The organism is Dietzia timorensis, assembly GCF_001659785.1.
In the GTDB taxonomy this organism is placed as follows: domain Bacteria; phylum Actinomycetota; class Actinomycetes; order Mycobacteriales; family Mycobacteriaceae; genus Dietzia; species Dietzia timorensis.
Genome location: NZ_CP015961.1, coordinates 1,142,476 through 1,156,578, shown reverse-complemented (window position 1 = coordinate 1,156,578; position 14,103 = coordinate 1,142,476). Strand labels below are relative to the sequence as shown.

9 protein-coding genes and 1 tRNA gene are annotated in these 14,103 nt (G+C 66.7%); 4 read left to right on the top strand and 6 right to left on the bottom strand.

Annotation, left to right across the window (positions count from 1 at the left end):
• Nucleotides 1-75 precede the first annotated feature (75 nt).
• Nucleotides 76-1,581 carry a peptide MFS transporter gene (locus BJL86_RS05290; protein WP_067474902.1) on the bottom strand — a complete coding sequence of 502 codons (1,506 nt, stop codon included), beginning with the start codon at nucleotides 1,579-1,581 and terminating at the stop codon, nucleotides 76-78.
• A gap of 106 nt (nucleotides 1,582-1,687) precedes the next feature.
• Here BJL86_RS05290 and BJL86_RS05285 point away from each other — a divergent pair, with 106 nt between their 5' ends.
• Nucleotides 1,688-2,548: a class I SAM-dependent methyltransferase gene (locus BJL86_RS05285; RefSeq protein WP_067474899.1), complete on the top strand. Its 861-nt coding sequence runs from the start codon at nucleotides 1,688-1,690 to the stop codon at nucleotides 2,546-2,548.
• A gap of 78 nt (nucleotides 2,549-2,626) precedes the next feature.
• Here BJL86_RS05285 and BJL86_RS05280 read toward each other — a convergent pair.
• The 3 genes from BJL86_RS05280 to BJL86_RS05270 form a co-directional block, all read right to left on the bottom strand.
• A tRNA-Met gene (locus BJL86_RS05280) sits at nucleotides 2,627-2,700 on the bottom strand.
• Nucleotides 2,701-2,767: 67 nt separating this feature from the next.
• The gene (locus BJL86_RS05275) at nucleotides 2,768-5,839 is read right to left on the bottom strand and encodes a UPF0182 family membrane protein (RefSeq protein ID WP_075844863.1); all 3,072 of its coding nucleotides are present in this window, start codon (nucleotides 5,837-5,839) and stop codon (nucleotides 2,768-2,770) included.
• Between the two features lie 156 nt (nucleotides 5,840-5,995).
• Entirely contained in the window at nucleotides 5,996-7,174 is a 1,179-nt protein-coding gene (locus BJL86_RS05270; RefSeq protein ID WP_067474896.1) for a YlbL family protein, read from the bottom strand.
• A gap of 148 nt (nucleotides 7,175-7,322) precedes the next feature.
• Between BJL86_RS05270 and BJL86_RS05265 the strand changes: the two genes are divergently transcribed.
• A complete protein-coding gene (locus tag BJL86_RS05265; protein ID WP_067474893.1) occupies nucleotides 7,323-8,897 on the top strand; it encodes a zinc-dependent metalloprotease in 1,575 nt (524 codons plus the stop codon).
• A gap of 24 nt (nucleotides 8,898-8,921) precedes the next feature.
• Here the strand turns inward: BJL86_RS05265 and BJL86_RS05260 are convergent, their stop codons facing one another.
• Nucleotides 8,922-9,545 carry a M48 metallopeptidase family protein gene (locus BJL86_RS05260; RefSeq protein WP_075845152.1) on the bottom strand — a complete coding sequence of 208 codons (624 nt, stop codon included), beginning with the start codon at nucleotides 9,543-9,545 and terminating at the stop codon, nucleotides 8,922-8,924.
• A gap of 77 nt (nucleotides 9,546-9,622) precedes the next feature.
• Here BJL86_RS05260 and BJL86_RS05255 point away from each other — a divergent pair, with 77 nt between their 5' ends.
• Both BJL86_RS05255 and BJL86_RS05250 read left to right on the top strand, forming a co-directional pair.
• Nucleotides 9,623-10,570: a hypothetical protein gene (locus BJL86_RS05255; protein WP_067474887.1), complete on the top strand. Its 948-nt coding sequence runs from the start codon at nucleotides 9,623-9,625 to the stop codon at nucleotides 10,568-10,570.
• A complete protein-coding gene (locus BJL86_RS05250) occupies nucleotides 10,567-11,892 on the top strand; it encodes an ABC1 kinase family protein (RefSeq protein ID WP_067474883.1) in 1,326 nt (441 codons plus the stop codon). Before BJL86_RS05255 ends, BJL86_RS05250 begins: the two co-directional genes overlap by 4 nt.
• Before the next feature lie 25 nt (nucleotides 11,893-11,917).
• Here BJL86_RS05250 and BJL86_RS05245 read toward each other — a convergent pair whose 3' ends face one another.
• On the bottom strand, nucleotides 11,918-14,044 hold the full coding sequence (locus BJL86_RS05245) for an ATP-dependent DNA helicase UvrD2 (RefSeq protein ID WP_067474880.1): 2,127 nt from the start codon (nucleotides 14,042-14,044) through the stop codon (nucleotides 11,918-11,920).
• Nucleotides 14,045-14,103 lie beyond the last annotated feature (59 nt).

Genomic DNA, 14,103 nt, shown 5'->3' with positions numbered 1-14,103 from the left:
CAGTGAATTCGGCCTGAGGTGTCGAGGCGCACGGGAACACCCGCCGACGCCGCCGCACCGGCGAAGGCAACGCTTCTAGCGCACCCCATGCATCATGCGCACGATGGGCTTGGCGATGAGCGCCATGACGATTCCCAGCACGATCGAGGCGATGCCGATCCACATGAAGTACTGGTTCGTCGCCGCGGAGTCGTCCGGGTTGTAGAAGCCGGCCAGCCAGCCCGAGGCGGACGAGCCGATCGCGACGGACAGGAAGAACAGCGCGACCATCTGGGAGTTGAACGCGGTCGGGGCGAGCTTCGTCGCCAGCGACTGCCCCAGCGGGGACAGCAGAAGCTCGGCCATCGTGAACAGGAAGAGCACGCCGACCATGACGTACATGGGGATCAATCCCTCGGTGAAGGGGATGAACACGAGGAACGCAATACCCATGATGACGTTCGACAGTGCGAACTTGTACGGGGTCGAGATCTGGCGGTCGCCGAGCTTTAGCCACATTGCCGAGAACACGCCGGCGAAGACGATGATGAACAGCGGGTTGATCGATTGCACCCAGCCGGGCGGGAATTCCCAGCCGAGGATGTTGCGGTCGAGGGCCTGGTCGGCGAGCACCGCGATCGAGGTGAACTGCTGCTGGAACAGCGCCCAGAAACCGCACGAGGCGAGGAACATCGGGATAAAGGCGATCACGCGCGAGCGCTCGACGGCGTCGATCTCCTTGGACGAAAGAATCATCCCGAACAGGACGACGGCGGCGATCAGCGTCACGACCGTGACGGTGCTCGCGAGGTTATCGAACGTGAGCAGACCGGTGAGCGCCGAGATGAGGATCGCGGCGATGACGACGACGGCCGCGCCGGCAACGCGGAGGATCTCGAAGCTCGTCGCCGGATTCGGTGCACCCTTGGGGATCGAGCTCAGCGTGCGGCCGCGCATGGCGACGTACTGGATGAGGCCGGCGCCCATGCCGATCGCGGCGAGCGCGAAGCCCCAGTGGAAGTTGGTCGCCTCCCACAGCGCGTTCGTGAGCAGCGGACCGAGCAGGCCGCCGATATTGACACCCATGTAGTAGATCGAGAACGCCGCGTCGCGGCGCATGTCGGACCGGCGGTACATGGCGCCAACGACCACCGAGGTCGTGGCCTTGAGCGTGCCCGAGCCAATCGCCACGCAGACGAGGCCGATTCCGACACCGGCCATCCCGGGGATCAGCGCCAGAGCGATGTGTCCGGCCATGATGAGAACGGCCGCACCGGTCAGCGTTCGCTCGGCGCCGAAGAGGCGGTCGGAGACCCAGCCGCCGAAGATGGCGGAAAGGTAGACGAGCCCGCCGTACGCACCGACGATCGACGTGCCGACCGCCTCGCTGTACCCGAGTCCGCCATCGGCGACCGAATAGTAGATGTAGTAGGCGACGAGCGCCTGCATGCCGTAGAAGCTGAAGCGCTCCCACATTTCGATTCCGGAAAGATTGGCCAGACCCCAGGGGTGGCCGAAGAAGCCGTGCTCCGAATCGGCGAGCGCCGGCTTCTCCTCCTCGGCCGGCGAAGAATCGCCGGGAAGGGACGTTGCATTAGACATGCGCGAAATATTAAGCCTCTGTTTGCCCAATTAAAATCTGTGCAGGCGAGACGTTTGAACTTCGCTCGATATTTCCTCACCTCCACCGCGCGTATCTTCGTGAAGTATGAACAATGACTCCGCCGCCACCGAGTGGGAATCCAAAGCCGCCGAATGGGTGCGTCACCGAGACATCTACGACAGGGCGTTCGCCGCCGTCACCGATGCCGTACTGGCGCGCGCCGACCTCCGGCCCGGCCACCGAGTGCTCGATGTCGGCTGCGGCGCAGGCACGCTCCTCTCCCGCGCCCACGAGCTCGGCGCGCTCCCCTACGGCGTGGACATCTCTGCGCCCATGGTCTCAGCGGCCCGCGAGCGCGTACCTGCCGCCACCGTCGTCAGCGGCGACGCGCAGGAAGCCGATCTCCTCACCGAAACGGGCTCGGCCCCCTTCGACCGCATCGTCTCGCGTTTCGGTGTCATGTTCTTCTCCGATCCGGCTGCAGCCTTCGCGAACCTTCGCCGCGCCTGCGTCCCGGGCGCACGCATCGCTTTTGCCTCGTGGCACCACTCGGCCGAGAACATCTTCGGCCATGGCCTGCGCCGGGTCGCCGCCACGCTCCCCGCGGGTACGCTGCCGCCTGCCCCGGGCATCGACTCCCCCGGTCCGCTCGGGCTCGCCACGGCCTCGAAAATAGGAACAAGTATGACGCCGGGCGGTTGGACCGACATCAAGGCCACGCCCGTAAGTGTCGAGATAAATTACGGGACCGAAGAATCAACAGGGGTCGACGAGCGGATGCAGATCGCGCTCGCCGGCAACACCGGACGCGCCCTCCGCGAGGCCATCGTCGCCGAACGCGGCGAGGCCGGCTGGTCCGAGGCGCTCAAGACGATCCGCGCGGATGTCGCCGACAGTATTACCGATGGCGCAGTCCGCTTTACCGACACCGTGTGGATCGTCTCCGCCATAAACCCGGGCTCCTAAGCCCCCTGCCCCCAGGGCACCCGGGCGCAACGCAAAAGTCCCGGTCTTCGATTTCTCGAAGACCGGGACTTTTCTTAGTAGCGGGGACAGGATTCGAACCTGCGACCTCTGGGTTATGAGCCCAGCGAGCTACCGAGCTGCTCCACCCCGCGTCGGCTTCACCTACGTTACGTGGAGGTGAATCCTAAAAGCAAATCGAGGCGTGAGCTGCGCTTTTGGCTAGTTACCTCCGGCGGCGTTGTAGGCGTCGACGGCCTGCTGGAGCGCGTCGAGCGCCTCTCCGAGGTCCCCGAGATCGCCTCCGGACTGCGCGTCCTCGACTTGCTTCAGCGCATCCTCGAGCTCGCGTACCGCGCCCGCCTGGCCCGCGCCCGCCTGGCCCGCGCTCGGCGACGGCGTCGACGGCGCCGAGCCCTCGCTCGTGCCCGCGTCGTCCGAGCTCTCGTCGGCGGGACGCGTCTCGGTATCCGTCGGCATCTCGCCATCTGCCGCCGTACCGGTTTCGCGCGGCGAGGAGTCGATGTTGACCTGCTGCAGCGCCTCGTAGACCGAGCGTCCGTAGCCGACCTGATCGTCGTAGAACATCATCACGCGCAGCAGGCGCGGGAAGCTGGTCTCCTCGCCGTCACCGGTATTTCGCTGTGCGTAGATCGGCACGACGTACATCACCGAGCCGTCATCGAGCGCGAGGGAGAGCATGTTGCCCTCGGTGATGCGCGCTGTCTGCGTCCACAGTCGACGGTCCTCGGCCACGCGCGGGGCACTGAGCATCGAGTTCTGCGCCTGCGTGGGACCGACCCTGGGTTCGGGCGACGGCCCCTGGGCGCGGACTGTGAGCTCGCCGTAATTGTTCGGATCCGAGCTAGCCGTCATGTGCGCGGCGAAGATTTCTCGCTGGAAGCCACGGAAGACCGACTGCAGCTGGAACGACGGCTCCCCCGTCTTCGGGTCCGCGGCGACCACGTAGCTCGAGGGCTGCGGCACGAAGTCATCCGTTGCCTCGATGCCGCCGGTCGGCCCGTCGTTGTTCGTCGCGGCGGTCGGGCTCTGCGGAGCCGCGGCGTTCTGCGCCGCCCGCTGATCACCCCGCGAAGAAAGGTCCGCCGGGATCGACCAGAACGCGTCGTTGGTGAAGAACTGGCTCGGATCCGACACGTGGTATTTGGCGATGAGCTGTCGCTGGGTATTGAACAAATCCTCCGGGTATCGGACGTGCTCCAGCAGTTCCTCGCTCATCTCCGAATGCGGCTTGACCAGCCCGGGGAACGCCTTCGACCAGGTCTTGAGGACAGGGTCGTTCTCGTCCATCTCGTAGAGGTCGACCGAGCCGTCGTAGGCATCGACGACCGCCTTGACCGAGTTCCTCGCGTAGGACACCTCGTTCGTTCCGAGCACCGCGCCGGTGTTCGGGTCGCGGTCCGGCTCGCCGAGGGCGACGCGCTGACCGTATGGGTAGGAGTCGAGAGTCGTGTACCCGTCCACGATCCACTTGACTCGGCCGTCGACGATCGTCGGGTAGGTCTTCTCGTCCGTCGTCAGCCACGGGGCGACCTTCTCCACGCGCTCCATCGGGTCGCGGTCGAAGACCACCTTCGAGTCGCCGTCGATCAGATCGGAGAACAGGATGTTGCGCTCAGTGAAGCGCAGTGAGAACGCGAGCCGGTTGAGCAGCCCGCCGATCTGTACGCCGCCATCTCCTGAATAGGTGTATCGCTCGGTGTCGGTGTCGTACTCGCGCGGATCGCCCGACGCGTTGACGATCGCGTAATCGTCGTCGACCGAGCCAACGAGCGGCCCATAGTAGATGCGCGGCTGCTCGACTTGGGCGGGCGGGTTCGCGCCCTCGCGTCCGGCGACGTCGAGAGTCGTGTAGCTCGGGAAGCCGCCGGAATCGGAGCCGGCGTCGTCTGCGAGCTCGTTGACGCGGTCCGCCGGGGCCATCACGAGCCCGGTGCCGTGCGTGTACACGGTGCGGCGGTTGATCCAGTCCTGCTGGTTCTCGCGCAGCGTGTTCGGGTTGATCTCGCGCGCACCCACCACGTAGTCCTGCATTTCGCCGTCGACGTTGTACCGGTCGATCGACAACTCGTCGGGGAAGCCGAAGAAGTTACGCAGCTGCTGTTGTTGCGTGAACGTCGGGCTGAGGACCGTCGGGTCGAGCACGCGGATATTCTCCAGCGTGGCATTGGTCTCCGAAGCTTCCTCCGGATTGGCAGCCGGTTGGCCCCATTCGTAGTCGTAGTTGACTTTGTCCGGCCCGACTCCGAAGGCGTCGCGTGTGGCCGCGATATTTCGCTCGATGTACTCGCGTTCCTTCTCGGCGCGGTTCGGGTTGACCGAGAATTGCTCGACGAGCAGCGGGTAGGCCGAGCCGACGACACCGGCGGAGAAGATGAGCAGGACCGTCGCGATCGCCGGGATGCGCAGATCCTTGAACACGACGACGGCGAAGAAGGCGATGGCGCAGAGGATCGACACGGCGAACAGGAAGATCTTCGCCGGCATCACGGCGTTGACGTCGGTGTAGCCGGCACCAGTGAAGGTCTGCCCTTCCGAATACATCAGCTCATAGCGGTCGAACCAGTACGCGACGGCCTTGGCGAGAACGAACATCCCCGCGAGAATCGCCAGCTGGATTCGCGCGGCCTTGGAGAAGACCCCGTCCTTCGCACCGATTCTGATCCCGCCGAAGACGTAGTGAGTAAGCGCGCCCGTGAGCAGCGCCAGCACGATGAGCACCATCACCCACGTGAGCACGAACCGCCAGAAGCCGAGCTGGAAGGCGTAGAAGGAAATGTCCATGCCGAACTGCGGATCGGTCACGCCGAACGGTGTCGAATTGAAGAACGCAATCGCCGTCTGCCACTCGGCCTGTGCGAACAGCCCCGCGAGGAGACCGATGAGTACCGGCGGGACGGCGAGCATCCACTTGCTTCCCGACTCCACCGCGTTCTGGTAGCGGGCGAGCGCCTCCTGCCCGGGACCGCGCACGAGCACCGGCCGCTTGCGGTAGGCGATCGTCGCCGAGCCGATCATCGCGCCGGCGACGAGGATCGCGACGATGAAGAACAGCGCGATCCGCGTGAGGATCTCCGTCCGGAACACCTGGGTCGCGTCAAGCGAACCGAACCACAGGAATTCCGTGTAGGTGTTGTTCAGGCGGGGCACAACCTGAATGAGCACCAGGAGCGCGACGACAACGCCGAGAATCGTCTTGGACCGTCCGGTGAGCGGGGCTCCCTGGCGGGGGCCGACCGGTCCGCGGGGACTGTCAGTATTACCGAATCGCAAGGGCGATCCCTTCTCAAGAGCAAGCCGGGCCGCGGGTGCGCGGCAGCGCCCAGGCCCGAAGGTACAACGTGAGATTCACTTTACGCAGCGAACCCGCACCCGCGCCGTGTGCATTAAGCAAGCGCCCCCGACCCCCGCAGTACTACCCCGTGATAACTATCCCGTCGTACAGGTCTGCGGCTCGCGGCCGGAGCCCAGCGCGTCCAGCGCGTCGACCGCGTCGTCGAGGGTGCCGACCTTCACCAAGTCGATGCCCTCCGGCGGATCCGTCATCGCCTCGGCGCAATTGTCGGCCGGCACGAGGAATGCCGTGGCCCCGTCGTCATGCGCGGCAACGATCTTGTGGCGGATTCCGCCAATCGGCCCGACTTCTCCCTCCCCGTCGATCTCGCCGGTTCCGGCGATGTGTTTGCCGGCCGTGAGCTCCCCGGGGCTGAGCTTGTCGACGATCGCGAGCGCGAACATGAGCCCGGCGCTGGGCCCGCCGACCGAATCGTCGAGGTTGATCTTCACGTTCGTCCCGTTCGCGGGCAGGTCCCCGACCATCACGCCGAGGTAGCCCTGGTCCGGTTCGGTGCCCTCCTCGGGGTCGCCCGGAGTGAGCTTGACCGTTTCTTCCAACTTCTCGGTGCCGCCGGAACCCGGCCCCGCACCATCATCACCGGATGACGTCGCAGGCCGCTCGAATTCCACGTCGAGCTCGTCCCCGGGACGCTTGGCGGAGACGTACTCGACCAACGCGTTCGAGTCGGCGATCTTCTTCCCGTCAATGGTGAGAATGCGGTCGCCCTCCTCGAGCAGCCCGTCGGCCGCGCCGCCCTCGACGATGCCCCGCACAGTCGGCACCATCGGCAGATCCAGGTGGCGGAACGCCGCGGCGGCCGCGGAATTCTCCGAGCCGACCATGAGCTGCGCGTTCTGCTCGTCGACCTGCTCCTGCGTGCGATCGGGCGGAAACACCTGATCCCGCGGGACAACCGTCTGCTTCGGGTCGAGCCACAGCGTGAGCGCATCGGCGAAGCGCAGGTTCTGGTGGACGGCGACGGTGGTCATATCCAGCACGCCCTCGGTCGAATCCGGCTCGGCGCCGGTGATCTCGACGATGGGCCGGGCGACGGTGTCCTCGTCGCCTTCGCCGCCACCGCCCGATGCCGTTCCCCCAGCGCCGCCCATCGGGTCGTCGACCGACCCCTCGGGCACCTCGACCGTGCCGAGCGTGTCGAACACCGGGCCGGGCCCCATCGCGACGAGGGGAACGCGAACGGTGAACGAGGCAACGACAGCGAGGGCCAGGGTCACGAAAGCGACCAGGAGGGTGCTGATTCTGCGGCTCACGCGGACCAGCCTATCGACCCGACCGGACAATCCCGCGCTTTGCCGCCGGGTTTTCTCGTCGATCCATGCGGTATTCCCGGTTACGCCCAGCGCGAACAGCCCCCCTGAGGCGGTGCTTTCGCGCCCATGGGTTCGGTAGCGTGGTGGCATGAATCAGCCCTTCGGATTTTCAGCTTCTTCAGGCGACGACGGTGAGGACTCGTCTGGAAAGGGCAACGAGAAAAACAACGGCAGCGGCGGCGATGGCAGCGGCAACGGCCAGCAGCAGCCCGGCGGTTTCGGGTTCGGCTTCGGTTTCCCGGGCGCCGGCGGAACCGGCAATGCCGGCGGTGGCTCCGGCGGCCAGCAGCCGCCCGGTGGATTCGGCGGCGATCTCGGCGCGATCCTCAACCAGTTCGGCCAGATGCTCGGCTCCATGGGCACGGCGATGAATCAGTCCACGGATGACCCGGTTAATTACCAGCTCGCCGAGAACATCGCGCTCGGCCAGCTCGCGAAGGACACTCACGCCACGGAGAAGCAGAACTCCGCCGTCACGGAGTCGCTGCGCCTCGCGGAGTTGTGGCTCGACGACACCACCGAGTTCCCCACGGCGACGCATCGCCAGGAGGCGTGGACGCCGCGCACCTGGGTCCAGAAGTCGATGGATTCGTGGAAGGAGATCGCCGGCCCCATGGCAGAGCAGGTCGGCGGCGCGTCCAAGGAGGCTATGCCCGAGGAGGCCAAGCAGATGGCCGGCCCGCTGTTCGGGATGCTCGAGAAGGCCGGACAGGTCGGATTCGGGATGCAGCTCGGCCAAGGCCTTGCCGCGCTCGCCCCGGAGGTGCTGTTCGCCTCGGAGATCGGTCTCCCCTTCGCCCCCGAGGGCACGGCAGCGCTCCTGCCGAAGGCGGTCTCGGATTTCGCAGAGGAGCTCGAGCTTCCGGCGCAGGAGGTAATGGTGTTCTGCGCGGCGCGCGAGGCTGCGCACGTGCGGCTCTACGCGGCCGCGCCTTGGCTGCGTTCGCGCATGGTCGCGACGATCGAGGAGTACGCGCGCGGCATTCGCATCGATACCTCGTCGATGGACGACCTCGCGGGGAAGATGAACTCCGGCGGATTCGATCCGTCGATTCTGTCCGACCCGCAGAAGATGCAGGAGATGCTCAGCGGCGGCGACATCGGTCCGAAGATCTCGAACGTCAACGAGCAGGCTGCGAAGCGCCTGGAAACGCTTCTCGCTCTCGTCGAGGGCTGGGTCGACGTCGTCGTGTCCGCCGCGATCACCGATCGACTGCCGAGCACGTCGGCGCTGCGCGAGACCTGGATTCGCCGCCGAGCGACCGGTGGCGCGGCCGAGAAGACGTTTGCGGACATGGTCGGGCTCGAGCTGCGCCCCCGCATGGCACGCGAGGCCGCGACGATGTGGCAGCGCATCACCGATTCGGTGGGCACCGCCGACCGCGATCGCCTGTGGTCGCACCCTGATCTGCTCCCCGGCGCCGAGGACATCTCCAATCCCGCGGCCGTCATCGACCGGATCCTCGCCGCTGATGAGGAAGCCTCGAAGGTTGCCGGCTCCCCGGATGCGGCGGACTCGTCCGAGGGGGGATCCGGCCCTGTCGATCCGTTCGAGGAGATCGAAAACTACCTGCGCGAACACGCCGGCGAGGAGCCCGGCGGATCCGACAAGGACAACGAATCAGGTGACGGCGCCGGTCCCGATTCCCCGGAGCAGCGCTAGCGAGCCGGACGCTCCGCCAGGCGGCTAGTGGTCGTCGGGTTCGCTCCAGTCCTCCGGCTCCGCGCCCGACATGTCGGGCGCGGTACCGGCGACGTCATCCGCGAAAAGCGACCAGGCCTGCAGGAACCCGTGCGCCCGTTCGACGTGCGGGAAGGCTCCGACGCGGCGCCAGAATTCCGCCGTGTGGCCGTGCGTGCGAAGGTGCGCGAGCTCGTGGACGAGGATGTAGTCGAGCACATACCCGGGGGCGCGCTGAAGCGAGCTACTCACGCGGATAGTGCCAGTCGCCGGCGTGCAGGATGCCCACCGCGTGCGCATCGGAGCGACCCAGGTGATGGACCGGAGGTCGTCGATCACCGGCTTCCCGCGCGGGGTGTCCAGCCATTTCTCCGCGAGCTCTCGAGCCCTGCGCCGCAGGTAGGCGTCTGATCCACGGGTATTCGAACGTCCGTGTTTGCGGGCGAGGCTGGCGAGCATATTGGTCACGTGTCCCCGCTCCTCGGCGCGCGAGAGCCCAGCCGGAACCCGAACGACCACCCGATCGCCCTCGACCCGCGCGGACACCGTGCGCTTGCGCCGCGACGACCGCACGATGTCGACCGACGGGTCGTCGGGGTCGGTGGGAAACGCGCCGGGTTCGGAGTGCATTCGCCCAATGTAGCGCGGCGCGCGGCCGCGAAAGTAGCGCCCCCATGGCGCACCCGGGTCGTGGAAGTGTTTCACCCATGACGCCGGTCACGCTCGTCCCGCAGGCCTATCCCGCTCTCCCCGCGCGCACCATTGCCCTGTGCCGGGGCGAGGAGGAGCTCCAGTTCGGGTTGAGCGACGATGTGGCGCTCACAGTTCCGCTCCCCCGCGGAGTGCGGGCGCGGGACATGCTCGCTGTTCTCCATCGCCTCGACGGGGAAACCCCGCTGCCGCACGCACTCGCATCCACGTCCCTTTCCTCTACTTACGAGAATGTCATCTCCGAGCTCGTGGAATCGCTGGTGGCCGAGGGTGTACTGGAACGTGGCCGGGCGGTGCCGGATCCGTGGGAATCCGCGCCCGGGCGTGGACCCCAATGTCCTCCGGAACCGGGTGGCTCCGTGGTTCACATGGTCGGGCGCGGGGACATGGCCCGCCGCGTCGAAGCCCCGCTCGGCCAGGCCGGGTTCCGCTGCCAGTGGTCTGAGAGGCTCGGGCTTCGCCTCGACCTCGAGCGGCCGCCGTGGCAGCGTCTGGGCCCGGCAGACATCGTCGTTCTCGCCGATGATCTGGTCCCGGATCCACTCGTTCTCGACGCGCTCGCCAGGAGTGGTACTCCTCACATTTACCTCGCCTGCCGCGATGGCAGGGTCGTCGTCGGTCCGACGGTGGTGCCGGCACGCACGGCGTGCCTTCGTTGTGCGGACCTGTATAGGACCGACCGCAATCCGCAGTGGCCGGCGATGTCGGCGCAACTGCTGTTTACCAGCGGATGGGCACCGATTCCCTCCCGCGTATCGGCGGTCGCGCTCGTGTTGGCGGAGATGAATACGCTCCGCCGCAGCGGCGCGGAGTCCATGCTCACCCTCGGTCATTCTGTCGAGATCTCGGTCGAACAGGGGCTGTGGCGGCGCCGCAAATGGCAACCCCACTCACGCTGTGGGTGCGGCGCCTCGGAGGCCGACTTTGGCATAGTGGTGGCGTGAATGAAGTACGCCGCAGTTCGAGGTCTCGGGCCGTCAAGCTGGCAAGTTTGCCTCTTGGCGTCGCGGGCAATGCGGCACGCTCAATCGGGCGGCGTGCCGTCGGCCGAAGCGATGGCGAGCTGAGTCAGGAACTCCTGGATTCGGCCGCCGATCAGGCGTTCGCAGTGCTCGGCGAGCTCAAGGGCGGGGCGATGAAGGTCGGCCAGGCCCTCAGCGTCTTCGAGGCGTCGATGCCCGAGCGATACGCCAAACCCTTCCGCGAATCGCTGTCGAAATTGCAGGCCGAGGCGCCCCCGTTGCCGCCGGAGACCGTTGCACATGTTCTCGACCAGCAGCTGGGCACCGCCTGGCGGAAGCGTTTCACCGACCTGGACCTCAACGCGGTCAAGGCCGCCTCGATCGGCCAGGTCCACCGCGGAGTCTGGTCTGACGGTCGCGAGGTAGCTGTCAAGATCCAGTATCCGGGCGCGGACGATGCACTGTTGTCGGATCTGCGTCAGATCCGCCGAGTCGCCCCACTCATGCGCCCGCTTTCGCCGGGAACCGACATCAAGGCCGTCGTCGACGAGCTGAGCGAATCCGCCGCCGCGGAACTCGACTACCGTTCCGAGGCGGACAACCAGCGCCGCTTCCACCGCGCTTTTGCCGATCACCCGCAGATCAGCGCTCCCGCCGTGCTGGCCAGCGCCCCGAAGGTCGTGGTCTCCGAATGGGCCGAGGGCGAGCCGTTGACGAAGGTCATCGCCGACGGAACTCCGGAGCGGCGCGCGCGTGCGGCCGAGCTCCTCACCGAGTTCCAGTTCGCTTCACCGTCACTGGCCGGCGCGCTGCACGGGGACCCGCACCCTGGGAATTTCCTCATCGCACAGGACGGCACGATGGTCGCCCTCGATTTCGGCGCGATCATCGATCTTCCCTATGGTTTCCCCGGCGCCCTCGAACAGATGATGGGTCTCGCGCTCGCCGACCGCGGCGAGGACCTGCTCGAGCTCATGCGCTCGGAGGGCTACCTCGCCAAGCGCGCCGACCTTTCGGCCGACTCCGCGATGGCTTTCCTCCGGCCGTTTATCGAGCCGCTACACAGCGACGAGTTCTCGTTCAGCCGCGAGTGGATGCAGAACATCGCCGCGGTCTACGGCGACGTCACCGGCGAGCAGTTCCGCGTCGAGCGTTCGTTTTCGCTTCCTCGCAAGTACGCGATGATCCACCGTGTGCTCGGCGGTTCGGTCGGCATCTTGTGCCAGCTGGAATCGACCGTGTCATACCGCGCGACGGTCAAGCATTGGATGCCGCACATCTTCGACATGGCCGACGAGGCCTGACCCGCGCCGCGGAGCAGGACGAGCCCTACTCTGCGAGAAGAGTCAAGACCGCGGGACCGAAAGCGTCTAGCTTGTGCGATCCGATTCCCTTGATTCGGCCGAGTTCGCGCGTATTTGCCGGCCGCGCCACGGCGATGGCGGCGAGAGTGTCGTTGGAGAAGACCGTGTAGACCGGTTTTTCTCCGGCGACGTCGCGGCGCCACGAGCGCAGGCGGTCGAACATTTCATAGTCGGCATCGGTGGCGCAGTCGGAGCAGTAGCTGAAGCCCTTACGGTCCGGCGGGACGTCGGAGCCACAGTTCTTGCACCCGTCAGTGCGCTTGCCCGAATTTCCGCGCGGGATGAGGGCCTCTGCGCGCAGTTCGTCCGGCATGACCTCATCGAGCAGGCCGCTCGGCTGCCGGGTTGCGCGGCCGCCGGGGTTCCGTGCCTTGGCCCATGAGACGTAGAGGTGTTCGCGCGCGCGGGTGACGCCGACGTAGAGCAGGCGCCGCTCCTCCTCGACGGCCTCAGGGCCCTTCTTGATCGCGTGGCTGATCGGGATATTCCCCTCGTGCGCACCGATGAGGAATACCGCATCCCATTCGAGCCCCTTGGCCGCGTGGATGGTCGCGAGAGTGACGCCGTCAGTCTGCGGCGCGTGACGCGCACTCGCCCGCTCGCGCAAAGCGGCGACGACCCCGGAGAGGGTTCGCCCTGCTCCGCTTTCCGGGTCGACCGGTTGCGCGGCGAGCTCCTCGGCGAGACCTGCGAGGGCGTCGAGGGCGCGCCACTTATCGCGCGCCTTCTCCCCCGAAGGCTCCGCATCGGTCAGCCCCACGGGGTGCAGTGCGGCGCGCATCCGCGCGGACACCTCTTGGGGCGTGGTGTCGGCGGCGGCCACGTCGGGGTTGCCGGCGAGGCGGACGAATACTGTCATCGCCTGCTTGATCTCCGGCCGGTCGAAGAACCCTTCTCCTCCCTTGACCAGGTAGGAGATGCCCTGCGAATCGAGCGCCGCCTCAATACGTTCGGACTGGGAGTTGACGCGGTAGAGCACCGCGATCTCGGAGGCGGCGACGCCGCAGGCGATGAGCTCGGCGATCTCCGCGGCGACGCCCGCGGCCTCCTGGTCCTCGTCCGGGTACTCGGCAAGCTGCGGGAGTGGGCCCGGCGCGCGCATGCCGCGGAGGGTGAGGCCGGCGGCCTGGAATCGCTTCGATCCGCCCTTGATGACGCCGTTGGCGAAGTCGACGATCTGAGGGGTCGAGCGATAGTCCGATTCGAGCTTGACCTGCACCGCATTATCGTGTTGCGCGCCGAACCGCAACAGGTAGTTCGGTTCCGCGCCTGCGAACGTGTAGATCGTCTGATTGACGTCGCCGACAACGGTGAGATCGTTGCGCGGACCGAGCCAGGCGCGCAACAGGCGTTCCTGACTCGGGGTGATGTCCTGGAACTCGTCGACCACGAAGCAGCGGTAGCGGTCACGGAACTCGCGGGCGATGTCGGGCACCTCCTCGAGGGCGGTGGCCATATAACCGAGGAGATCGTCGAAATCCAACAGCCGCACCTCTCCGGCGACCTTGAGCTCCTCGTACGTGCGGTAGATCTCGGCCACCTGCTCCCGACGCACCGGCGTATCGCGTTCCAGCGCCCTGGCCCGCTCGGCGTAGGCATCGGGGGGAACCAGCGAGGATTTCGCCCAATCGATCTCGGAGATGAGATCTCGGAGCATGTCTGTCCCCGCGTCGAGGCCGGTACGGCGTGCAGACTGCGCGACGGCGCGAAACTTGTTGTCGAGCAGTTCCCATTGCGTATCGCCGTACGCTCGCTGCCAGAAGAAGCGGAGGTTGCGCAGGGCTGCAGCGTGGAAGGTGCGTGCCTGGACCGTCCCCGTCCCGGCCTGCAGCGTACCGAGAGACGCCAACCGGCTGCGCAGCTCGCCGGCAGCGCGGGAAGTGAAGGTGACGGCGAGGACCTGATCGGCCCGTACGTGTCCCTGTTCGACGAGGTAGGCGATGCGACGCGTGATGGTGCGGGTCTTGCCCGTGCCCGCACCGGCGAGGATGCAGACGGGACCGCGGGGAGCGAGGACGGCTTCTCGCTGTTGCGGGTCGAGCCCGTCGAGAATGTTCGACAGGCCCCCGGTGGGCTTTACTTGCGCTGCCATCTGAGCCCGGCCCCGCCTTTCCCACGGCACGTGCGCCGTCATCTATAAGTACTTCTGTG

Excerpts from the sequence above, each read along its gene's own strand:
- BJL86_RS05290 (WP_067474902.1), bottom strand. The coding sequence starts at position 1,581 with ATGTCTAATGCAACGTCCCTTCCCGGCGATTCTTCGCCGGCCGAGGAG.
- BJL86_RS05285 (WP_067474899.1), top strand. The coding sequence starts at position 1,688 with ATGAACAATGACTCCGCCGCCACCGAGTGGGAATCCAAAGCCGCCGAA.
- BJL86_RS05265 (WP_067474893.1), top strand. The coding sequence starts at position 7,323 with ATGAATCAGCCCTTCGGATTTTCAGCTTCTTCAGGCGACGACGGTGAG.
- BJL86_RS05260 (WP_075845152.1), bottom strand. The coding sequence starts at position 9,545 with ATGCACTCCGAACCCGGCGCGTTTCCCACCGACCCCGACGACCCGTCG.
- BJL86_RS05255 (WP_067474887.1), top strand. The coding sequence starts at position 9,623 with ATGACGCCGGTCACGCTCGTCCCGCAGGCCTATCCCGCTCTCCCCGCG.
- BJL86_RS05245 (WP_067474880.1), bottom strand. The coding sequence starts at position 14,044 with ATGGCAGCGCAAGTAAAGCCCACCGGGGGCCTGTCGAACATTCTCGAC.